We start from the raw sequence: 24,090 nt of genomic DNA, 5'->3' as shown, positions 1-24,090 counted from the left end.
TTAAATCAAATGTATCAGTATCAAATTGACCCTTTTTGGGTCTTTTTTAATTTTTTTCTCATCTAAGTTCCCCTAATGTTAAATCACCATATTCAGATCCGTTATTAAACTAAACTGCCCCGTTCGTATTATAAGGTTAGCCAGAATGCTAAATATTTCTGGTTGACCATTTTTTATATGGTTTTATTATAACAGTAGCCAGGGTAGAACGTAACTGCCCGTGGGGCTTCGACCCCGTCAGCTAAACGGTTCGCCCCCTACTTGTAGAAACATGATTGAGGCTGGTTGGGACTTAGATCTCGTATAACAAGCGAAGCTATGACACTGCATGGAGGAATTTGGGGTACTGGCAAATTACTAGTTTAGGAGGAGGATTTAGAAATGAATCCAGTCATTGGTCTGGATATTTCAAAAGGGGAAAGTCAGGTTCAAGCATTTTTAGATAAAGGCAAACCATACCGTAAGAGTTTCAAAGTTTCTCATACTCTAGAAGGTCTTAGTTTACTTGTAGATTTTATTGAGGAAGTTAAGAGAGAATCAGGTAAGAAACCACCTGTTGTTTTAGAAGCAACGGGACATTATCACTCCTCTGTTGTTCATTACTTAGAGGACCGTGGGTATTTAATGATTATTATTAATCCATTGATTTCTTATAAGGCTAAAAGTTCAAGTCTTCGGAAGGTAAAAACAGATGCGGTTGATGCTTACCTTCTCTGCGAACTGTTTTATAAAGAAGATCTAGAACCATATAAAAAGCGAGTAGTTCAACTTTTAAACCTTCGAAATCTAACAAGACAGCACGAGAATATAACTGGGGTATTAATCCAAACAAAGCTACAATTTCAAGCCATTCTGGATCAGGTCTTTCCTGAATATAGAGGGGTTTTTGGTGACTTATATTCAGTAGTATCACTCTTAACTCTTTCAGAGTTTCCCTCATCTGAAGATATATTAGAGGCAAGTGTAGAAACCATATCTGACAAAATCGCTCAATTATATAAAAGTCGTTCTTACAGATGGGCAAATGAAAAAGCTATTCAACTCAAAGCTGCCGCAAACCGAAATCCGTTTGAAAAGACTTTGTATCAGAGTCATATTTTGAGTCTTGGTATGTATATAAATATCATTCTTCAATACAAAGAGCACCTATCCAAGTTAGAGTTAGAGATAGATGCCCTCGCTAAAGAAGTTGAAGAATATAATATTATCAAATCTATCCCTGGTATCGGAGAAAAGATCGCTGCAACAATCATTTCAGAAATTGGGGAAATAGATCGATTTACTGATCCTAAAAAGCTGGTAGCTTTCGCTGGAGTTGATCCTAGTGTATTCGAATCTGGTAAGTTTACAGCCACAAAGAATCGAATCACAAAAAGAGGATCTAGTAGGCTTCGCCACGCATTATATATGGCTGTTCGTTGTGCTATACGTGACTGTCGAAAGAGCAAAACAAGTGATGAAATTATTCCTCGTAATAAGAAATTACGAGAGTTCTACGATAAAAAACGTGATGAAGGAAAACCCTTTAAAGTAGCTGTTATTGCATGTGTAAATAAGCTCTTACATTGGATATTTGCCCTTTTAAAGAACAGAACGACTTTCCAAGATATAGATTAAAATCTATATCTAACTAAATAATACAAAACCTTCCAAAATTAGATTAGCGGAAGGTTATTTGGAATGCACTTTTTTAGTATAGCATGAGATTTTTAGATTTTTTATTGAAAAATATTGACAAACTATTAGCTGGTTTAGTTTCATAAGAAAAAGGTGCCTTAAAGACAGCTTCGATCTTCCGCACCCGTTAGCCATCCATGTATCGCAAAAATCAGCGCTGCACCACAGAGAATGAAAATATGTCGAACTGTCCATATTGATTCTTAATCCAGTCAATCCAATCCAAGTTCCATTAATTGCGGCCACTCTATTTTTTCAAACGAATTAGATGGGTCTTCTTTGATACTCTCATTTTTCGAAGTTATAGGAGTTTATTTTCATGGTAGTTCATTAAGACAAGTAATTCGCATTAAATAATCGCACCAAATACTTGAATAAACATTTTACTTATCTTAGCTGGAACATGCTTATTTTCTAAGTTATACTTCATCTTTACTATTAATATAGGAATGTCTAAAAAACAAAAATAAAGGTAGAGCTAAAGATAATCCAACGGTAAAAAGAGATAAAAGACAAATCCATTTTTCTTTAATGTTATACTTTCTTGATTCATTGAACATAAATACCAAGAACACAACACATGAGATTAAAAAATCAACTGCAAAAAAAGCCGATATCGTGTTAGTAAATAATAATTCCATTCATAAACCTAAATCAAGTCCATTATCCTTAAGGAATTGAATAAAAAAATAATACGGAAAAACAGTACCAATTAGCCCTAAAATTAAATATAATTTTCTCACTGGATAATTTCCCCTTTTTCAAAGTTTCTATTAGATTACCATAATTAATTCTAAGATCGTTGAAATATGTATAATATTGAAGATTTCTTTACTAAACAATCTGGCCCAATATTGAAAAAAGTTCAAACAGCACTAGCTAACCTGCCCCGTTAGCCATCCATGCAGCGCAAAAATCAGCGCTGCACCACAGAGAATGAAAATATGTCGAACTGTTCATACTGATTCTTAATCCAGTCAATCCAATCCAAGTTCCATTAATTGCGGCCACTCTATTTTTTCAAACGAATTAGATGGGTCTTCTTTGATACTCTCATTTTTCGAAGCACTACTAATGGCAGTTGTATTAGGTATGAATTGCTTTCTATGAGGAGTTTTTTCCTTTAACTTATGTCAGAATAGCTTTATACTACGTTCTCTGCGATTTGCTTATACCATTTCTTATTATCTATAAAACCAGTTGTGAAATTCCAATTAATCAATAAGTATATTCTTTCGCTGGTTAACGTTATTATAAGTGGTTCTCCTTTTGTAAAATAACCGAGCCTATTGTCGCCGTTATTGTTATCCTTCCAAATAAATCGTCAAACTCACAAGTAATAGATTGAATTTCATCCAAGTTAATTTCTTTCCAATTTTCCAATTTAACCTTTTTATCTGTTAATTCAATATTCCCACTATACTTAAACCTACATTTTGGATGAATTAATCCAGTTACTTTATCTGATAAAGAAAAATTTTGTAACAGCTCATCAGTAGTACCAATATATTTTGCAATCACAATACCCACTCCTTTAATTTAGGATACTTTCTATGTACCCATTCGTACTAATCATACAATATTTTGTGAAAAAACCCATATTTAACCTACCAAGTTCTTCACCAATCTGTTCGATTGTTGAATAAAGGATAATGACAATTGTTAAACTATCCTGCCCCTTTAGTTGAACAAGGCTGTTAAGTTCAATAATATAGGCGAATTGCGAAGTAAATGGTCACATCAAATAAATATACAGGCACTCATTTTTTTCATTACAATATGATGTATTTGAAGGAGTGATGACTATGCCATGGCAACAAAAAGTTAGATACTTGATTGGTCAGCCTGTTGGTATTTCAATGACAAATGGACAAGGGGCGTCAGGAATTTTGTGCGGAACATCTGACGGAAAACTTCTTGTAATTGAATATATGTATCAAACACAATTCGCCTTAAAGCAATACGATTTTCATATGATTCAGGATATTAATGGATTCCCTCCTTGTCAGAACCAGCAGCCATTATATTAATGAACCTCCCCTTATAGAGGGGTTTATTTTTTTGCTTACTTCCGCAATATTTTTCAAATACGACATATAAGAGAGATGAAATACAATCTCTCTTGTTACACACACTATGCTCCATTAGTTGAATAATGATAAAGAAAAAGGCAGCCTCAGCAACCCATATTATTTTCAACTCTTGCAGCCTTTAAGTTCATTTCCAATAAAAAACGCTTCTCAACTTTTTTACAGTCATGCTAGATACCGAACTCTTTAGATCGAAATTCAATTTATTGTAACTTATATTATAATTAATTATAATTGTTATAGGTTGTCAACTAGCCATTTTTTAGGAATTAAAGGAGGCTCACTTTTGGAATTTAGAACTGAAAGATTAACAATTAGACCCTTTAAGAGTCATGACTTACATGATGTATTTAATATATATAACAACGATGATACATGTAGATTTCTTTTACATGATAGGTGGACATATGAAAATATGCAGGAGAAATTTAATACAAAGCGAGCAAATAGTAAACTTACAAAAGAAACAACTTTAAGTTTGGCAGTAGTAAACAATACTAAAGTAATTGGTGATTTATCTGTATGGTATACGGATATGAAAGATACCATTGAGATTGGTTATAGCTTTTCTGAAGAATCATCAGGTAGGGGTTATGCAACAGAAGCTGTGAGTAGTTTAGTAAAGAAATTATTTGAAAAATATAATGTGCATCGTATACAAGCAAATCTTGATGCAAGAAATAAAGCATCACAAAAATTGTGTGAGCGTATAGGTATGAGAAAAGAGGCTCATTTTATTCAAAATTTTTGGAATAAGGATGAATGGACAGATAGCGTTGTATATGGGATGTTACTTTCAGAAATAAATTTGCGGAACTAACAGAAGGCATACACTTAGATTTTATAAGACGACTTTATAAAATCTAAGCATTATAAAAAGATTACTCAAATTTTGAGCAATCTTTTTATAATGCAGATTCTATTCTAAACACACATACCAAAATTTGATGATCTCGTTGTCTTTACCCGACAAATATTTTTCGTCGATCATAGGCAAAGAAAATCATCGTTACACCTAAGATAGCACAAATCATGTACATAAAGGAAAATGAGAAAAGATCTGCCATTGGTCCCATAATGACACCACCTAGTGATACACCTAAATCAGCCATCGCAATAAACAAACCTAGTAACACGTTCCGGTTCACTTTTGGTAAAACAAAAGATAAATAGGTTGTTAATGTCGGATAAAGGAGTGACTGAGCTAACCCCATTAAAATGGCACCTACATAGAAAAAGATTGCTCCACCCATCATAGAAAAGCTTACACATTGGGCGGCAAGTGCCAAAATAAACATAGTTCCCATGATAAAAGATGAATGCCATTTTCCATCTGAAGGTATTTTTTTTCTTAATGCGAAACGAGAAAAGACTACTGTACCTGCCTGAAGCATGAGATAAATTCCAGCATTACCACTTTTTAATTGCATTGCGTAAAGTGGTATAAACGTCGTAATTGCCCCGAAGACAATGGAAGATACTAACATTAATACACTACATTTAAACAAATACGGATTTTTAGCGATCTGACTAAATGACTTGAGTGTACTTACTCCCTGCTCAGTACTATTTGTAACAGGCTCATCTTGCCCTTTTTCCATTTTGACACTATAGCCAAACACCCCTGTAAAGAGGGCAATTGTTATCATTACAACTGTAAAAGAATCCATACCTCCTTGCCAAATGCCTAATGCAAGTAAGGGACCAATAATACCTGGTATATAGGAAAACAAAGAATAAAGGGAAATGCCCTGAGATCGATCCTTCTCTGGCAGTGCATCAATAATGCCTATCTGTAATGCCATTGAAAAAAAAGCTGTCGATACCCCTTGTAACATACGGGCAACTAAATAGCCCCCTAAACCAGTAAATGTATATAAAATTAAAGCAAACCCATTGATAATGAGAATAATCCGTAGAACCTTTATCGGTCCATGCTTTTGAATCATTTGGCCTGCCCATGGGCGGAAGAACATCGTTGTAAACAAATATGCCCCCATGATCAGGCCGATTGCTGTATTGTTGGCCCCTAAAGCTCCCCCTTGTAAGGGGATAATCACATTTAGTATAGAATTGGCACTGAAGTAAAGAAGAACCAACAAATACAAACGTAGAAATGGCCATGACATAGCTCCACTCACAAATTTCTCCTCCTAGAGTCGTATAACAAGTTTGATGACTTTATGTATTTCATCTTTTCTAATTTTGTAGCCATTTCACTCATCACACAAAAAATACATTTTGTTTCTTTTCACATACGATGAAGAAGGTATTTAAGGATACACACACCCAAAAAAGATATCCCCGCTTGCCTTATTACTTCAGAGTAAATAGAATTAAAACGTTATTAATGCCTGTAATAACTTTCTTGCGTAAGCTGACTTAACGTCCTTTAATCGTTCGATTTCAACCATTTCTTCAATTTGACCATCTTTAAAAATAATTACTCTGTCACAAATATAGGCCGCAGCCTGTATATCATGAGTGATAAAAATATAACTCATCTTGTAAATCCTTTTTAAATCTATTAATAACTCAAGCACTTGTGTTTGCACAGATACATCTAAGGAACTGATTGCTTCATCTAGTAAAATACATTTTGGTTCTGTTGAAATGGCTCTTGCAATACACACTCTTTGAACCTCACCCCCTGATAATTCATGAGGATATTTATTTTTATAGGACGGATTTAATCCTACTTGAATTAATAGATGATCAATCTTGTCTTGATTTTCTTTTCTGACCTTATTATGAATGGTTAAAGGCTCAATAATTGCGTCTTCAACAGTGAAAAATGGATTAATGGAAGATTTATAGTCTTGAAAAACTGCGCTCATGTTACCTAATCTTACTTTTCTATCTAATACATTTTCTCCATCAAACAAAACGTTTCCACGATCAGGCTTCTCAATTCCTACTATCAAACGCCCTAATGTTGATTTTCCACTTCCACTTTCTCCGATAATACCGAGACATTCTCCATTCTTACATTCAAAACTAACATTCTTTACTACGTTCTGTCTCTCTGAAGAAAATAATCCACCTTTTTTATAAGATTTCTCAACACTATCAACCACTAGCAACGCTCGCCCCTCCCAACATTAGTTTCTTAAAATGATCACTCAGGGCTTGTCTAGTCGAAATTAAATATTTAGTATAATCATGTTTCGGTTCAGAAAAAATGGCTTGCGTATTTCCTCTCTCAACAATTTCTCCATCTTTCATTACTAATACTTCGTCCGCAATTTTTCTTACAACACCTAAGTCGTGAGAGATAAAGATCATCGAACATCCCGTTCTTTCTCGTAGCTTAATAAATTGTTCCACTACCTCAAATTGTGAAATCGTATCAAGCCCTGTTGTCGGTTCATCTGCGATAATAATATCGGGCTCCAAGACGATGGCTAGAGCAATCATCATTCGCTGTAACATACCTCCGGATAGCTGATGTGGATATTTGTTCAATATCTCTTTTGGATTTTCCAGCATGACACTTTCCATGGCATTTATCACTTTTTCTTCTATTTCGTTTTTACTCCAGTTGAAATGTTCAACAAGTGTTTCCTTTACATGAACACCAATCACACAAGAAGGATCAAATGCACTCATACCATTTTGTAGAATCATACAAAGGTTTTTTCCCCTTTTCTTTCTCATCTCTTTTTCAGATAGATTGTTTATGTTTTCTCCTTCAAATAAAATCTCCCCTGATTGGCGAAGTGAGGGTTTATTTAATCTCATTATTGCCCTACATGTTAAAGACTTACCACTTCCACTTTCTCCGACTATTGCTAGACAGCTACCTTTTTTTAAATGAAATGAATGATTATGAATAATCACTTTACCTGTATTAATGTCCCAAATCTTTAAATTTTCAACTTCTAATATATTCATCATTTAATTAGCCACCTCTTTTTGTTGAAGTTTCATTTTGGTGTGAGTTAGATGATCTTTATGCTTATTTTTTGAATTGACTAATTTTGGGTCTAAAGCTACTTGAAGTCCATCAGATAAAAAATTAAATGCCATTACGATCATAATAGTGGCTAAACCGGGTGCTAGCATTAACTCAGGTCTTGTAAACATAACTTCCCTCGCCTCATTTAACATCATTCCCCATTCAGCATTTGGAGCTTGCATGCCTAAACCAAGGAATGATAGCCCTGATATTTGCAAAATCATTGACCCAATCGAGCTACTTGAAATGACACAGATATCAGAAAATGTAACAGGTACAATGTGCTTATAGATAATCTTTAGATCACTAATGCCAGCTGCTTTAGAGAATTTCACATAGTCTAATTCTGTATACTGCATAACAGATGTTCGGATTATTCGCGCAAACCATGCCCACTTAATCAAAATAAACGCAATTAATATATTTTCAAGACCCACGCCTATAATACCAACAACCGCTAATGCCAAAACATATCCCGGAAATGAAAGCATTGTGTCACAAATTCTCATAATAAAGGTATCTACTTTTCCTCGATAGTAGCCTGCTAGAAAGCCTAATATAGCCCCAATCAAAACAGATAGTATTAATGCAACTAAAACCCATAAAACACTAGGTCTGATTCCATAAATTAATCGGGATAAAATACATCTTCCTAAATGGTCATTGCCTAATAGGTATTCCCAAGATGAGCTTGCATACCGTAGGCTCATATTTACTTCATTAGGACCATGTGGAGCAATTATAGGAGCAAATGTACCAGCGATAATAATTACAATAATGACAAATAAAGATATCGCAGCTAATTTATCTTCCATTACATTTTTCAATCGTGTCATTTAAAGATCATTCCTTAACTTCGGATTCATCGCAGCATTTATGATATCGGACATCGTATTAAACAAGACAAAGGCAACTGCTAATATAAGAACATACGCTTGGATTATTGGGAAATCCCTGCTTAGTATGGATCTAACACTAAGACTCCCTAACCCTGGCCAAGCAAACACATTTTCAATAACGACTGTACTCCCTAATATAATTGGTATCGCCATACAAAAGATTGAAATGGCAACTTGCAATGAATTCCTTACTATATGCATCGTGATTTTCCTCTCTGTTAGGCCACATGCCCTTCCATACAGAACATAATCTTCATTTAAATTGCTTAACATTGAACTTCTAACGACTCTAAAATAAATCCCGGCATAACTAACAGCTATGATAATAACTGGTAAAATGTAATTCTTATAGGTATCCATTCCACTAGTTGGTAATAAATCCAATTTCACAGAAAAAAACCAAATCATAAGAGCAGCCAGCCAATAGGAAGGCATGGCAGTTAAGAAAAATGAAAAGCCTCTAACCGACTTATCGATTAATTTCCCTTCATTCATCGCACAAACAACACCCAATAGTATCGACATTAGGATAATAACAACAGATGAAATGAACGTTAACTTGAACGTATTGACAAAAGCTGGCCCTATTAATGTCCAAACCGGTTTTCCAGTCACATAAGAATTCCCAAAATCTAACTGTACACTAGCCATAACCCAATCAAAGTATCGGTTAATAAATGGTTTATCCATCCCCAACTCTTCTTTCGTGGTGGCAATTAATTCTTCAGTTATTGTTGGTACCCCTTGTGCTTGTAAAACGACTTCGGCTGGATCTAAAGGGGAGAGATTAATTAATACAAAAGTTAAGAATGAAATGACTAGAAGTAATGGGATAGATATGAATATCCTTTTAATGATGTAACGTCTCAAAGAAAATCTCCTTTCATTAGAAAATAGCCTTCCCAACATATAGAACAAACCTTGCTATACGAATGAAGTGTTTATCATAAAAATCCTGCCCTTCATATAAATAAAAAGGAGAATTTCTCCTTTTTATTTTGTTATTCAAAGTTCATTCGTTCAAATGGCAACTCAAATTGGGTTTGCTTAAATGAAATGTCCTTTACATTTTTTGGAGCAACGACAGTGACACTCCCATTTGAGATCGGAATAAAGACTGCCTCATCATGAACAATGGTCAAAATATCAGCATATAACGATTTCCGTGTTTCTTCATCCGTGGACAGCATAACTTCATCAATCTTCTTGTAGAGTTCATCTGCTTTCGTTATCCCACTTGTCGTATGTAAATAAGAGGCCTCCGAAGTAAAAGCAGCGATTGTACTTTGTGGATCATATGCGAGACCCCATGTTTGATTGAATAATAGGTCATACTCACCAGTTGATCTTCGATTAGCAATTGACGTTGACTCCTCACCAATAATCTCTAGCTGAATACCTATCTCTTTTAATGAATATTGAATAAATTCAGCCTCTATTTTTTGGGAAGAAGAATTACTATCATAGTAAAGTTTCATGGCTAATTTGTTGCCGTTTTTCGTTCTAACTTCAGCACCATCGCTCAATTCCCAACCGGATTCTTCTAAGATCTCTTTCGCTTTATCTAAATCAAAACCTCGTTTCTTCAAATCAACATCCGCATAATTGACGTTAGATGAAAACAGTGTATTGGCTACTGTTTCTGTCCCATTTAAAAGATCCTTAGTAATTGTTTCCCTATCGATTGAGTACCAAATGGCTTCACGAACAGCCGTCTCACTCACTGGATTATCAGATTTACTACTATTAGCTACGATCATTTTTGTATTCATTGGTTCACTTCTAACAAGTTGATACTCACCCTTTTCAACTAATTGGTTCATTGATTCTACATCAAGACTGTCTGCACCTCTATCATCAGTGAAAGCAAAATTCACTTCTCCTTTTTGTAAGGCTAAAAATGTCGTTTCCCCTGCTGGAAGAACTTTAGAGGTAATTTTCTTAATTTTAGGTGAGCCACCCCAATAGTTTTCATTTGCTTCAAAAATGGCATACTCTTCGGCCTTATGTTCAGTGAGAAGGTATGGTCCAGTCCCGTTGTACCCATTTACACCATCTTTTGTTTCCCCGTTAATAAAGTTTTTCGGTGATATGAATACATAAGGTCTAGTCATAGACAATTCAACTAAAGTTGGATAATAGGCTTCTGACAGGACTAATTCAACTGTATACTCATCTACTACAATACAACTCTCTATTTTTGTAGCTAACTTAATCCAAGCATGCTTCTCTGCATTTTTTTGGACAGCATCAATATTTTGCTTTACTGCCTCTGCGTTAAAAGGTTCCCCATCATGGAATTTCACATCTTCCCTTAAATGAAATGTGTACACTTTTCCATCTGTTGAAATATCCCATGATTCAGCAAGTAATGGCTTAATTCCCTCTTCGGTATTTTCAACTAACGATTCATACACCATCCCTTGAGCTGGCATAGAGCCTGTGTACAAATGAGGGTTCATATCATTAATATCTTTGGCTGATGCATAAACTAATTCTTTTGTGGTATCCGTTACATCCGAGTCTACCTTTTCCTTATTATCAGTGTTTCCTGTAGCTGCTGAGCAGCCAACTAGAATAGTTAATGTAAATAAAACAATAGTCGCTAGCTTACATCCTTTATTGAACAAAAAATCCCTCTCCTTTAACTCTTACTAAATTGAATGTAAATCCTTTTGGTAGATAAACAGATAATGGTTTGCGTAGTCATAAAACTCATTTAATAAACCGAAATGATTCCTATTTAAATAATATGATAGTCCAGTACATTTATTACAAGTCTTAAACCGTCTTTGACTCAAAACCTTTTCCGATTTCACTGCAGATCATTTTTATGTCTTCATCAAAGCTTTGAACGGTAAATGCTTTAGATAGCCATTCACTCGGATGAGATTGTGCAACCATTACAATTTTATTCTCATAGGTTTTAATAAACTTATCTATGGTTGGGCAAGGTGTTTTTGTATAGTTGGCAATTCCTTGGATTATTTTTATTCGATAATAGTCTTCCTTAGGCATTCTCGGGACATCCAAATACCCTTCTTTATTAACGAACATTTTCCGAAATGGAACAGCAGAAAAATCAAAATATTTTCCTTCCTTATCAGGTTCCGAAAAGGGATCAATCAATAGTGAGGTATAACGTATATACAATAAATATTCTTGATGAATACTCTCTAATTGATTGAATTGATCAATATCATGACGTGATAAATTTTCCAATCTTACAGGATAATTATCATCTGTCATAAATTTAAGTAAATTCATCTGTTTTATATTCAATTTTTCTATGATATTCATAATCTCTTTCCATTGGGTCAGCATATCACGTATTAAATATTGCGTAATCGGCCCCTCAGGGTGAACTTTGTAGACATATTTCGTTGTTTCTAATTCATCAAATATGGCACTTAAAGAAAAATCATTCATAAACAACGGTGGATGTACATATAAAGAAATATTTCTTGTTTCCGCTTCAATTGGCGTTTTCATCATTTCAAGAGCAATACCTAATTGATCATACAGCTTACATAATCTTTCGACATTTTTAGACGGATAGTTTGTAGAGCCTATATAAATCTTTTTCTTTACCGCTGTTGTTAACACATTATTTTGCGGTCTGTCATCCATCCATCGAGTATCTCCAAAATATGTAGAAAAACTAATAATTTCCGCATCTGAATTAAGATCGTTTATATAATGCCGTATTAAACTATTCGAACCAAAAGTCGGAGATATTAAGACGATACATCTAACTTCTTTTAATAGCTTTTCATTGATTTGTTTTAATACTTCGATATATGCATCTGTTGTTACAGAAAAAATAATCGTATCCCATTCACCTTTAATTGTTTCATAGCCATTAAAAACTTGATCAACGAAGCATTCCCCTGCCATATTTCGATGCTTCTCATTTTGAACGCTTACACGAATTTGATGGTCACTTTGCTTAAGTGCCCCGAAGACTTTTTCAGAACGAACAGATTCTCTTCCCGAAATCCCCGTATAGCAATTCAATTGTTGTTTAAAATTTACCGCAAGTTGGATTGAGGTAGGACCAGTACCTACGATTAAAACTCTCTTAAACACACTCATAAAAGCCTCCTTTTTCTACAAACTAGTAAGTTACGCTTTTTTATACAAGGCAATATCAAACACATGATCTGCTCGGATTATGCTCTCAACCAACACCCACTTTTGTTCATCTACGTTTCTCATTGGAAAATTAAATAATGACTTCAATTGATCACCATATCTCATCGCCACAACCACATTTTCATTCGTCAATGTATGCAATTGATCCAATATCTCATATTTGATTTCAACAGTTGAACTAAAAATGATATGGGTCGCATCTTTTGTAAAATGGAGATTTTCTACTAATTCTTTTTCTAGTCTAATATTTAATCCATTTCCTAATTTCTCAACAACGCGTATTCCAAGTTGAATCGACTCATCATCAATATCAATGCCAACAACCTCTGCTCCTGTTTGTTGCGCAATTAACAACAATGTCATTGGGTAAGATCCTGAGCCTATTAATAATACCTTGGATTCAGAAGTGATTTGGAAACTGCCAAATTCTTTTTCAATACATGATTCTATATTTTGGAAATAATTAGTTATTTCCTCATTTCCATTCAGCAACTTCAAGGCACGATATTTCTCCATAATAGCCACACATTGTGCTGATTTTTTTCTTAGATCCACTGCAAGTTGATTCAAAACACTAGATTCCTGTAATTCAAGTTGTTCCCAGACTGCTTTATTGCTCTCGTCGGTAATGAATGTTGAATAGCCGTCTATTAAAATCTCTAACTCTGAACAATTATGGATTGTATGATCATATCTTTCAGCTAAATCGTTAAATTTTTCTAAGAAATCACTTAAATCTTTTTGAAACGTAGCTACCGCATTCATTTCTACTAGATTCATTCATTTCACTCCCATTCAACGTAAAATTAACCCGCTATAAAAGCTTTACCTTTTGCAACAATTCCGACAGATCCTTCAATCCTAAGATTGGTTAATTCTTCATCAAGACAATTAGCAACAACATTAATCGTGCCTCCGGGTTGCTTTATTTGTGCAACAATCTCCTCTTTATTCTTCCATGCTAGATAGGCGCCTATGGAGGCTGTTCCTGAACCACACCCCCTTTCCCAAATCATACTATCTAGATGTGGGATATAAATGAGCGGAGCCAATTCATCAGATTCCGATTTATACAATAATATCCCGATCAAGTTATCTCCTATCGTTATGCCAAGTAACTTTGCTAATGATTGCGCTTTTGCCCGTATGTTTTCGCTAAATTCCGCCACTTCTACCACAATATGTAGAAACTCATCATATCTAACGATAATCAGATCCAAATCGATACCATCATACTGAATGGTTCTCGGTTCTAACTTTTTAGGTATAGGCATAGTAACGGAACAGTAATATTCATCTAAGGTTCTTTTCACTTGACACTTTATTAATTTATCGGTCCCTGAAACTTCTAATAATAGTTCCGTCAAATCATTTTGTTTTAATCCTTTTTCAGATGCAATAAAAGCTGCTAATGCCATACATGCATTACCGCAAAACTCCCCTCCGGCCATCTGTAAATGTGCAGCTGCTATATGATTTATCGGTTTTTCGATAAAACCTACTTGTTCTGCATACACGCTATCATATGACATAATTTTTGAGGCAATTTGCTTATACTCCTCAACTGGGTAATTCGCTTTAACAAGAATTGTCATATTTTGTGTTGGATTACATTTTATAAAATCAATTTCCTGTTTCATCACAGCTACCCTGTACCTTTACCTTTTTTAATTGTTTCAAAAGTATCATCCTCCATACAAATCGTAATAATTACGATTTGTTATTTTCTACATGAATTATAACATGATGTTAGATAATGTCAATAATGTTCTTTTTATACTTTTTTCTAGTAGTTGAAAATGAGACGTTCCTATTCCGTTATCTATTTCCCTACAAACTGTATAAGAGGCGTGATTTAGATAGCTACATTTATCGTTCTAGAAACATAGAGGAATATAGGAAATATTGCAATGGAGAATGAAAATAATGATTGAACAATTAGCCTAAATGGTAGAGGGAAATTTAATAGGGCAGGTGTATTCCATAGATTTTGGAAAAAAGAAGGTGTTTCGGTGTCCCTTTTTTGCTGGATTGAGCATAGTAGAGAAAAACAAAAAACTGTCCTATCTTTCTTATCGGACAGTTTTTTCTCCTAATGACTCTTTAAGGAAAGTAGTTAAGTAATCGACATTTGTGATTTTCTTGTTGCATTCTGTGCTATCAAAGCAAATATAGTTTCCTATCGCCTTATAGTAATCAGGATTTTTAGCCTTTTTCGCTTTTGTAACAGTGGAGATAAAGGCAACCTGACCAAATCGATTACAGAAGGAACAGATATTATCCTTATTTAGCTTTGAAAATTTGCATTCTATACCCACTATTTTCTCATCTAGTTCATACACGATAAACTTCTTATTTGTTCCGGTATCCACCCAGCTTAAATACGTAAGTTGATTTAGATTCATGTTGTCTAAGTCAGGAAGCTTTAATTTTTTATTTTTGGGAAACAGCTTTTTCATTTGTGTTTCAGTGATCTTTGGAAATGGTATTAGATAGTCATAAAGCTGCTGAATGTATCTGTCATATTCCTGGTAGGTTTTAAGTGAAGAAAGATCTAACTTTTCCTTTTGCTCATTCGTTGCATCGGGAAACAGTTCGATTATTTTCGTGTTCGCTATGTCCTTTACGGCCTGGATTACATTAGGCGACACATTCTTTTTGTAGCTATCTTTAATCAGATCTACCTGTTTTTGAATAAAATTAAAGTCAGCGTTCTTCATATACTTTTCGGTCATATTTACGGCCCCCTTCCATTCATTATAAAAAATAACGTTGAATGGGGAAATGGAAAAGACAACTTAGAAATGTTCTTTACCTAAGACTGTTACCGCAAACTTCGTTGCTATATACCAAGTAGTTGGTGTTGTTGTTTACCGCTCCGATCAACGTTAATTCGTTTTCGGATAAATTACAGTAATCTATTAGAATAGAGCCATACCCATACATAAAAAAGCACGGACAAAATCATCCATGCTTTGAATACACTATTTTTTTGATTGTTTCGATTGAAAGAAAATATTCATCAGCTAACTCCTGAATACTGGTGCCGCTAATAAAGTCGCTTTTTATTTTAACATTGCGCTTATCTAGGAGTTTTCTTCCACCACTAAGGGTACCCCATTTTCGATAAGTCGTTTCCGGTTTCGGAATATAAATCGTTTCACCTTGTACATATTTTTGGATTTCCATGATTAGATTTTCAGGTAAAATGTTACATGCATTTACATATTTCATCACTGCCAGCCCCTTATTTGTTAATCGATTAAATAAGGTGCAAAGCCAAGATATGTAAGAGACGATAAGAATTTTATTTAGTTTTGCCCCATGCAAAGTATCGCCGTTTCCATATTAGGCTTTGCATGAGTGGTAGAAGTACCAGACAATCTCGAAGGATTCTCCAATTTTATGCACCCCCCTTTTTGACACTATTATAACAAAGGAAATCTATTTCTTGTTGATTTTTATTTAATAATTCTGGGATCGTCATTAATGTAAAAGTAAATGAGGATATCGTTTAAGAAGTATATCTTTGGGGAATTAAAAACGATTAAAAGAGAGAACCGTATTAGATATACCGGTGCTCTCTCTGATAGTAAACATGAAATTTTTCTACTATTTGTTCAAGAATAGTATATTCTGCAATTCGTTACTAGCTGTCTGGGACGAACCGCCACTCCCGAAAAAAACGAATTTATTCAAGGTAGAGTACCTAATATTTTCATTTTCACAAAATAGTCTTGGAACCTTAAGTATCCCCTGAACTATTGAGAATAACTTTCTCATTCTATGCTATTATCTAGGATATTCCAGTTTAATAGTCTCAATACCCAAGACATGAAATATAATTTAAATAAGAATAAATCAATTAAATGATTATGATTGCTCTCACTTCATATAACGATATTCCAGCAAACTATTTAAAATAGAGATTTCCTTCAATAATTCCTCGCCAACATTCGTTTCTAGCACTTTTTTTCTCTCTAGTTCTTTGTCCACCAATCTTTTTACGGATAATACATCTGTCCCATTTAGTAGAACTTCTTCTTTTGAATTAAAATGTTTATGGGCGACAAGCTGCATACCGAAGGAATTATATAATAACGTATATCCAGCAATACCTGTTGTTGATTGATAAGCCTTTGAAAATCCTCCATCAATAACAATCAGCTTCCCGTTTGCTTTAATTGGATCTTCCCCGTTAATTTCCTTAACAGGTGTATGGCCATTAATAATATGACCTTGATCTGGGTCAAGATCAAATTCTGCTAGGATTTGGCTGCAGGTATCCTCATTTTCACGTAAATAGTAGTATGGGTTCTTTTTCTCTTTATGGGTAGACTTATCCTTAATGAAATATCTTTCAAAGGTAGTCATTGATCTTTTTCCAAACAGTGATGAATTTTCACCTGTCCATAAATACCAAACCATGTCTGTTGCAAGGTCATCTGTCTTTTCAGGGTGTGCAAAAGAATAGCGTAAATATTGTTCAAACACGTCAAGTAATTCACGACCTGCATAGTTTTTTTCTTCGATGACCATTTTTTCCATATTCCCTTTCTCATCTAAAGGAATACAGCCATGTAATAATAAGTTTCCGTTATATTTTAAATAAAGACTTCCTTTTTTCATTAGAAAATTCATATGTCTGGCAAGCTTTTCTGAATGTTGCAAAGAAAATAATAGCTTGTCCATTACTTGCTCTTCCTCTTCTAAAAGTTGGTCAGGTTGCTCTGGATTAATCGTTGTAAAGCAAGGATTTTCAATTGGGTATGTATGGCCATGAATCGTAATTTCGTTGTGATCATAATCTATTTGTTCAAGTAAGAGCCTTTCTGACATATTAAAGGTCGGACGCCTCTTTATGATCGGGCTTTCAAGCTTGAACTGAATCATCGCTATCGCTTGATGGATTTTTGTAATTTGTAATTGTTCTTCCTCAGATAACGTTTCATCTAATTGAATCTTTGGTCTAAAGGCGGGATTGTCTAGATAGTATTTCTCCGCTAGATTAAGGAGTGGTCTAAGATTGATTCCATATACATCTTCAATAATATCTAAATTGTTGTATCTCGCACAGATTCGAATGATATTCGCAAGACAAACCTTTGAACCAGCAAAAGCACCTATCCAAAGAACATCATGATTTCCCCACTGAATATCGACTGAATGATAACTGATGAGTGCTTCCATAATTTGATCTGGTTCAGGTCCACGATCGTATATATCTCCGACGACATGAAGATGATCCACAACCAATCTCTGAGTTGTATAAGCAAGACCTATAATGAGCTTATCGGCTTGACCAAGGGAAAGAATTTGTTGAACAATTTTTGAATAATAGGGTTCTTTAAAATTTGTAAATTCATCTGTTTTATATAGTAACTCCTCAATGATATAGACAAACTGATCAGGCAATGCCTTACGTAATTTCGAACGTGTATACTTGGAGGAGGCATAAGAAATCAGCTTAGTCATACGCTCAATGATGACTGTGTACCATTGGTGTAACTCTTCTTCATTGTCAAAGTCATTTTTTATTAACCTTATTTTTTCCTCTGGATAATAAACCAATGTTGCAAATTCTTTAATTTCTTTATCCGTTAAGACCTTTTTATAAATGTCCTCTATTTTCTCTTTTACTTTACCAGACCCATTTCTTAACACATGCTGAAAGGCTTGATACTCCCCATGTAAATCACTAACAAAATGCTCTGTCCCTTTTGGAAGATTCAAAATCGCCTCTAGATTAATAATTTCAGTAACGACCTTTTCTTCACAATCATATTTTTGGGCCAGTAAATCTAAGAATTTTGTATTCAATTTGATGTATCCCCTTTCAAACTCCAACAATATTCTATGTCTATAAGATCAAATTAACTATTTATATTCTAAAGCTTTCGCAATAGAATAGTATCTTTAAAGTCATATGATCTCTATGTATAACCTGATTTACTCTCTATTTGTTTTTTGTGTCCTAGAAAATAGACACCGTATCTTTTAGTAGAATATAGGTAACCAAACAAATTTAACCAAATAAAGGTGTTACCAATATGTTATCTAAAAAATAATCATTTGTCCATCTCTCACGATGTATAAAAACAGATTTTTCAGAATTAAAAGGATGTAAATATTTTCTTTGGCAAGTAACGGAGTAGCACCCATAATAGTAATCTTTTACTGGTGACTCGATATATACACTTTATTCACTACATTTTGATTGTACTTCAAGTGAACACGAATTTTCGTGCCAATGATACTAGTTTAATGACGGCTACAATTACTGCTGGTAGCTTGTTATTGCTTTATCAAGTTTGAAAGTTGAGTTAATGATTAGTGAAGATCATTATTGTGATATAAAAAACCTAATGTCTCAGTGTTATATATGAGACATTAGGTTTTTTTATCGCGAAAAGTCCGGAGGTTCTTATTCATGTCAACACTGAAGTGTTAGCTAATTGGTACGACTAACTGTATTAAAGCAGAATCACATTTAAATCGGAACTATTGGATAAGGCACATGGACTCTTTCATTGACAACTTTATTTTGATAATCTATTAATCTACCTTCAAAAATCAATTGAAAATTATCTGAATGGGGCAAGTCACTTGGTTCAACCAGAGAAAGATCTTTTTCATAGTCAATGACTTTGCTTTCCTTTAGAACAGATGCCACAAACTGAGAACAGAAGAAAGCATTCTTTCTTTTTATCGGTTTTTTTAACATCACACCAAATAATCCTATAAAATTATAGCGATATTGTTCCTTTTTTGCAGCTATTGCTTGGATATATTGATACATCTTTTGGAATTCATCATTAGTTATGGTTAAAGAATAGATCGCGCCATTTGTTTGTTTAAATAAGACGGATTGAATATCTTCTCTAACAAACCCTCCAATAAAAGGGTTTTTCACTGTTTTTCTCCCGAAACTATATACCTCATTTAATTCAGCATCAAAGGCTATTGAAGCATGATTATATGGTTTTTTAGTATAGGACTTTATCAGTCTTGTTAACATCGTTCCTGTATCAGTTAAAAGGATATAAATCTTTTTTTCTATGATCATAATCCTCACCTTAAATCTTTTTATGTGATTATTATAAAGGAATAAACTTAAGAAAAACCTAACAATTTCTTATAAAAAATTTTAATTTATGACTATGCTAAAGATCCGACTTTTTTAAAAATGGATTCTTATCAGTTAAAAAATGGACCAGGTTCTTTCCAAGTGAATTCTTCCCCTTAACCTGCTTTAACGTTGCTACTATAAGAAAGCTAACAATCACTAATAATAGCCATGAACTCACCTTTCCTAAATGAACGAGACTCCATGCGTCGGTTTGGTTTGGATATTCCCAAGCTCCAAAGAACGTTGCAATATTTTCGGCTATCCATATAAAAAATCCGATGAGCACAAAAGAAAGTGCGAGTGGCATCCGGTAACGAGTTCCAGCAACCTCGTATGTGACCCATGATTGCCAAAAGACGATCATGACAAGTCCTGATAACCAATAGCGAACGTCAATCCAAAAATGGTGGGTGAAAAAATTCAAATAAATCGCCGTTGCCAGAGGGACTACAACCCAAAACGGTGGCCACTTAATCAGTTCAACCTCTAACCTCCTCCATGCCTGGCAAAGATAACTCGCTACACTTGCGTACATGAATCCGCTATACAAAGGCACTCCAAAAATTTTGGAATATCCTTCCTCAGGATATGACCAGGAACCCATATGTACCTTAAAAAGTTCAAGAACAAGTCCGATAAGGTGGAACAAAGTGATCACCTTTAGTTCATCCCGTGTTTCAAGCCCAGAACGCACCATCCACCACTGCATAAGAAGGCAGATGATCAGTAGCCAGTCATACCGTGGTAGGAAGGGAAGTGGCATGATTTGTGTAAAAGCCAAAGAAGCAAAAATAACGACAGGAAACAAACATGATAGTGCCTGCTCCCAACCAAAACGAACAAGTTGCTTTAGTCCTCTCATGATTTATGCCTCCTAAGGATTTTTCTGATGAAATGAAAGTCCTATTTAGTTGGTCTCTTCATCACTTCGGTATTCTAATACATCTCCGGGTTGACATTCTAAAGCCTTACAAATCGCTTCTAAAGTTGATAATCGAATCGCTTTTGCCTTACCGTTTTTCAATATCGAAAGGTTAGCCATCGTTATGCCAACCCTCTCAGAAAGTTCTGTCACACTCATTTTCCTTTTAGCCAACATCACATCAATATTAATTATAATTGCCATTGTTTTCACCTCAGACTATTAAGTCATTTTCTGATTTTATATCGATGGCTTCTTGTAAAAGCCTTTGAAGAACAGCAGAAAAGACTGCAATGACCATTGAAGCAAAGACAGGAACCATTCCAACTATAATAAGTCCTGGTGCATCGTCTAACTCTGCTACGAGAAAAACAAACGGGATCATTACCACATACAAGGTACTGATTGTGATTGCACAGTATTTTATTTTCTTTAAGGCTCTTACAGAAACTTTAGAGAAAGCTTTGTTCTTGTCAATGTAACTTAGAAGTCGAAACGCCTGATACAACGCAATAAAAAATGGGATCACTGATACATACATAATAATTACAATCGGATATAGGATATGGGCATAATCTGGATTTACAGGATTATTAGCTAACGAAATTAAGCCCCATATACATATAGCAAGAACTGGTATTGCCATAAAAAAAACAGCTATTTTTAAAAATATTGTTGTTCCTTGTCTCATAAAAGCACCTCTTCTATTTATTTTCAATTTGATTTTACCACCTTATTTATCGTTTTTCAATAAACTTTTATTATTTATTGTTCATTATTTATTGTTAACATTAGAAAAAAGCATTCCTTCCAACGAAGAAATGCTTTTAACGTTAACTATTTTATTATGGTGCACCGTTTATTTTTGTTTATATGAATTCATAGATAACCCAATACTATTCATCAGTCTATTAGACATAGATAAATAACAGTGCTTTTTCATTGCTTTCTCCTTTTTATTGTAAGAAGAAGGAGCAGTTTAAAAAAGACGTTTGATCTCGACTTAACCACAAATCATAGCTTCCTCGTTCAAGTTGTGAATGGAACTGGAATTCAAACCGACCCTCTTTCAATAAAATGAAAAGAAACTTCATCATTCGATAATTCCTCGTTTATTGCTTGAAGGAAAAGGTTTTTGCCCATTTCTACAAGCGGAATATCAATAGTTGTAATCTCCATCATTTTAGCTATTGGTTCATTATCAAAACCAATAATAGCAAGTTTGTCAGGTATTGATATCTCCTGCTTTTGGCAATAGGTCACAATTCCTGCTGCTACTTGGTCACTTGTAACCAATAATGCTGAGGGAGGATTTTTCATCATATTAAGTTGCTTTATGACTTTTTCTCCATCTTCAAAATAGAGACACTGATCAATTATATATTCAGGTTGATAGGATAGACTGTATTTTTTATGGAAGTCTCGATAGGCAAGTTCACGATGTTGACTATTGGTTCCTGATTTTCGGGCTATACAATAACCAATATTTTTGTGACCTTTTTGATACAAATATTCTAATGCTTTAATGAAAATGATATATTGATTTACGAAAGTTGATGATACCTGTTTCCCCTTTACATCTTCACATAATACTATGGGACCAAAGGGTAAATACTCTTGAATGGTTGACCAGTCGCAAGCCCTTGAGCAAATGATTAATGAATCAATCTGCTTCTGTTTTAACATTTGTAATGCTTCCAATTCCATCCTTTCCTTGTAATCGGTTTGAAATAAAACCAGCTTATAGTTATTATCCAATGCTTGTTTGGCAATGCCCTTTAATAATAAAGCAAAATAGGGAGTATCCGAGAAAGGGAGAACGACCCCAATCATCTGAGTTTTTCCCTTACTTAAATGAACGGCATTTATATTCTGGTGATAATTACTAACTTTTATAGCCTCTAATACGGAATTCCTTTTTTCTTCACGTACATACGGATGATTGTTTAATACACGAGATACAGTGGTGACCGAAACTCCAGCCATTTTTGCTAGATCTTTAATATTTGTCATTCTCTCACCTTGTTGAATTCATTTGTACAAATTTATTTACTGTGATACAAAAGTTGTTTCCAATTATTCTACCATTTTAATCAATGAAATAATCTTCGAAGGATTGAATTGTTCTTACTTCTAACGATTGTCCAGAAGATTTCAAACAAAAATAAGTTGAAATGTAAATAAAAAAGCAAAGTATAATTAATGGTAACATAAAATACTCTCCTCGCTTTCTGTTATTTGTTCTAAGTGTAAATTATGAAACGCGTTTCAGGTCAATCCCAAAATTACGTTTATTAAACGAGAGAAATAGGACCGTTATTAAATGGTCCTTAGTTAACGATGGCATAATAGATATGACTTTTTAACCGCTTTATTTTAAGTTTTATAACCGTAATGTATATACAGCCCGGTCGTTTGATAATAGAAACAAAAAAGAGCGTCAATCCTTGTTGGATTAACACTCTTGATGGAGCTATTTTTTAACATCTTACATATTTACGTTTAAAACCAAGCCTTCCCTTATCCATTTCTTTTTGGATACTTTCGGAAGCATTGAGGAAACTGCTTTTTTTCTTGTCGCGTTGGACTTCTACTATACCTACTGCCCTTGCTGTCTCTATTGCCTTTTCATTAAGCGGAGAATATGAAATCCCCACGGTATTTAGAAAATTATTCATAGCTGATTTCGTTCGTTCTGGAGAATCGTGAATCGTATTTTTCACAAGATCAAGCATATTTGAAATCTTGCTTTCTGAAAATTCTTCGTCTTTACGATTCCCTAAAAGCCAGCAGTAGCAACTCCAGCCCGCTGACATTCTCAGCTCTTCCCCGCTTGCGATCCATTTGTCAGCAACGTCTTGTGCAATAGGTGACTCTGATAAAGTTACTGCCACAACATAATCGGACAACATATAAAAATACGCCGCATCCAGCCAACGATCAAAATCCGATTCAGTCATTGCTTTTGGGTCTGCAATAATACCTGCAAAGTACATTGCATCATAGTTACCTGTGGCATAAAGCTCTTCAGCTAAAGGTTGATTTATTTTTATTTTCTTAGCAATTGGTTTCATAGCGCCTGTAGCCACACCAAAAAGCGGTTCGTGCGCACCATTAGATATGTATATTTTTTTCATTCGTTCTTTACCGAGAGCTTCAAGCTCCTGGATCACTGTTTCAAAATCCATTGTTTTGCACTTCCTTCCTACTAGTAATACTCATTTCATTATAAACCAGAAACAATTTTATAACTAAACTTA

22 protein-coding genes and 1 pseudogene are annotated in these 24,090 nt (G+C 34.4%); 3 read left to right on the top strand and 20 right to left on the bottom strand.

Annotated features, from left to right (window positions below):
- Positions 1–381 precede the first annotated feature (381 nt).
- Positions 382–1,617 (top strand): IS110 family RNA-guided transposase, encoded by a 1,236-nt coding sequence (locus AC6CHR_RS06810; RefSeq protein ID WP_498247796.1) that lies wholly within the window; start codon positions 382–384, stop codon positions 1,615–1,617.
- 479 nt (positions 1,618–2,096) lie between these two features.
- On the opposite strand, the pseudogene AC6CHR_RS06805 reads toward AC6CHR_RS06810, so the two are convergent.
- Both AC6CHR_RS06805 and AC6CHR_RS06800 read right to left on the bottom strand, forming a co-directional pair.
- Positions 2,097–2,420: pseudogene (locus tag AC6CHR_RS06805) on the bottom strand (DUF2834 domain-containing protein).
- A gap of 508 nt (positions 2,421–2,928) precedes the next feature.
- Positions 2,929–3,198: a hypothetical protein gene (locus AC6CHR_RS06800; protein WP_498247795.1), complete on the bottom strand. Its 270-nt coding sequence runs from the start codon at positions 3,196–3,198 to the stop codon at positions 2,929–2,931.
- A 284-nt stretch (positions 3,199–3,482) separates the two neighbouring features.
- On the opposite strand from AC6CHR_RS06800, the gene AC6CHR_RS06795 reads away from it, so the two are divergent.
- Both AC6CHR_RS06795 and AC6CHR_RS06790 read left to right on the top strand, forming a co-directional pair.
- Positions 3,483–3,707 (top strand): hypothetical protein, encoded by a 225-nt coding sequence (locus tag AC6CHR_RS06795; RefSeq protein ID WP_498247794.1) that lies wholly within the window; start codon positions 3,483–3,485, stop codon positions 3,705–3,707.
- A 346-nt stretch (positions 3,708–4,053) separates the two neighbouring features.
- Positions 4,054–4,587: a GNAT family N-acetyltransferase gene (locus tag AC6CHR_RS06790; RefSeq protein WP_498247793.1), complete on the top strand. Its 534-nt coding sequence runs from the start codon at positions 4,054–4,056 to the stop codon at positions 4,585–4,587.
- A gap of 142 nt (positions 4,588–4,729) precedes the next feature.
- On the opposite strand, the gene cntE is transcribed toward AC6CHR_RS06790, so the two are convergent.
- The 18 genes from cntE to AC6CHR_RS06700 all read right to left on the bottom strand — a co-directional run bounded on the left by cntE (position 4,730) and on the right by AC6CHR_RS06700 (position 24,018).
- On the bottom strand, positions 4,730–5,908 hold the full coding sequence (cntE, locus tag AC6CHR_RS06785; RefSeq protein WP_498247792.1) for a staphylopine family metallophore export MFS transporter CntE: 1,179 nt from the start codon (positions 5,906–5,908) through the stop codon (positions 4,730–4,732).
- A 195-nt stretch (positions 5,909–6,103) separates the two neighbouring features.
- Positions 6,104–6,850 carry an ABC transporter ATP-binding protein gene (locus AC6CHR_RS06780; protein ID WP_498247791.1) on the bottom strand — a complete coding sequence of 249 codons (747 nt, stop codon included), beginning with the start codon at positions 6,848–6,850 and terminating at the stop codon, positions 6,104–6,106.
- Positions 6,837–7,661 (bottom strand): staphylopine uptake ABC transporter ATP-binding protein CntD, encoded by an 825-nt coding sequence (gene cntD, locus AC6CHR_RS06775; protein WP_498247844.1) that lies wholly within the window; start codon positions 7,659–7,661, stop codon positions 6,837–6,839. The genes AC6CHR_RS06780 and cntD overlap by 14 nt, the downstream gene beginning before the upstream one ends.
- Positions 7,662–7,664: 3 nt before the next feature.
- Entirely contained in the window at positions 7,665–8,561 is an 897-nt protein-coding gene (gene cntC, locus AC6CHR_RS06770) for a staphylopine uptake ABC transporter permease subunit CntC (protein WP_498247790.1), read from the bottom strand.
- Positions 8,562–9,494, bottom strand: a complete 933-nt coding sequence (opp1B, locus tag AC6CHR_RS06765) for a nickel/cobalt ABC transporter permease (RefSeq protein ID WP_498247789.1) — start codon at positions 9,492–9,494, stop codon at positions 8,562–8,564.
- Positions 9,495–9,625: 131 nt separating this feature from the next.
- Complete coding sequence (cntA, locus tag AC6CHR_RS06760; protein ID WP_498247788.1) at positions 9,626–11,254, bottom strand: staphylopine-dependent metal ABC transporter substrate-binding lipoprotein; 1,629 nt, start codon at positions 11,252–11,254, stop codon at positions 9,626–9,628.
- 151 nt (positions 11,255–11,405) lie between these two features.
- Entirely contained in the window at positions 11,406–12,719 is a 1,314-nt protein-coding gene (locus AC6CHR_RS06755) for an opine metallophore biosynthesis dehydrogenase (protein ID WP_498247787.1), read from the bottom strand.
- Positions 12,720–12,749: 30 nt separating this feature from the next.
- Positions 12,750–13,544, bottom strand: coding sequence for a class I SAM-dependent methyltransferase (locus AC6CHR_RS06750; RefSeq protein ID WP_498247843.1), 795 nt, complete (start codon positions 13,542–13,544; stop codon positions 12,750–12,752).
- A gap of 41 nt (positions 13,545–13,585) precedes the next feature.
- Positions 13,586–14,419: a histidine racemase CntK family protein gene (locus AC6CHR_RS06745; RefSeq protein ID WP_498247786.1), complete on the bottom strand. Its 834-nt coding sequence runs from the start codon at positions 14,417–14,419 to the stop codon at positions 13,586–13,588.
- A 432-nt stretch (positions 14,420–14,851) separates the two neighbouring features.
- The gene (locus tag AC6CHR_RS06740; RefSeq protein WP_498247785.1) at positions 14,852–15,514 is read right to left on the bottom strand and encodes a FusB/FusC family EF-G-binding protein; all 663 of its coding nucleotides are present in this window, start codon (positions 15,512–15,514) and stop codon (positions 14,852–14,854) included.
- A 229-nt stretch (positions 15,515–15,743) separates the two neighbouring features.
- On the bottom strand, positions 15,744–16,013 hold the full coding sequence (locus AC6CHR_RS06735; protein WP_498247784.1) for a CD3324 family protein: 270 nt from the start codon (positions 16,011–16,013) through the stop codon (positions 15,744–15,746).
- 651 nt (positions 16,014–16,664) lie between these two features.
- Positions 16,665–18,599, bottom strand: a complete 1,935-nt coding sequence (fbp, locus tag AC6CHR_RS06730; protein WP_498247783.1) for a fructose-1,6-bisphosphatase — start codon at positions 18,597–18,599, stop codon at positions 16,665–16,667.
- A 670-nt stretch (positions 18,600–19,269) separates the two neighbouring features.
- A complete protein-coding gene (locus AC6CHR_RS06725; RefSeq protein ID WP_498247782.1) occupies positions 19,270–19,845 on the bottom strand; it encodes a hypothetical protein in 576 nt (191 codons plus the stop codon).
- A 97-nt stretch (positions 19,846–19,942) separates the two neighbouring features.
- Positions 19,943–20,770: a DUF817 domain-containing protein gene (locus tag AC6CHR_RS06720; RefSeq protein WP_498247781.1), complete on the bottom strand. Its 828-nt coding sequence runs from the start codon at positions 20,768–20,770 to the stop codon at positions 19,943–19,945.
- Between the two features lie 45 nt (positions 20,771–20,815).
- Complete coding sequence (locus AC6CHR_RS06715) at positions 20,816–21,034, bottom strand: helix-turn-helix domain-containing protein (RefSeq protein ID WP_498247780.1); 219 nt, start codon at positions 21,032–21,034, stop codon at positions 20,816–20,818.
- Between the two features lie 10 nt (positions 21,035–21,044).
- Complete coding sequence (locus tag AC6CHR_RS06710; protein ID WP_498247779.1) at positions 21,045–21,521, bottom strand: DUF2975 domain-containing protein; 477 nt, start codon at positions 21,519–21,521, stop codon at positions 21,045–21,047.
- 362 nt (positions 21,522–21,883) lie between these two features.
- Positions 21,884–22,843 carry a LacI family DNA-binding transcriptional regulator gene (locus AC6CHR_RS06705; RefSeq protein WP_498247778.1) on the bottom strand — a complete coding sequence of 320 codons (960 nt, stop codon included), beginning with the start codon at positions 22,841–22,843 and terminating at the stop codon, positions 21,884–21,886.
- A 467-nt stretch (positions 22,844–23,310) separates the two neighbouring features.
- Positions 23,311–24,018 carry a DNA alkylation repair protein gene (locus AC6CHR_RS06700; RefSeq protein WP_498247777.1) on the bottom strand — a complete coding sequence of 236 codons (708 nt, stop codon included), beginning with the start codon at positions 24,016–24,018 and terminating at the stop codon, positions 23,311–23,313.
- Between the last annotated feature and the right edge of the window lie 72 nt (positions 24,019–24,090).

The organism is Metabacillus sp. GQ13 (genome assembly GCF_059758525.1).
This window is presented reverse-complemented; position numbering and strand designations above follow the sequence as displayed.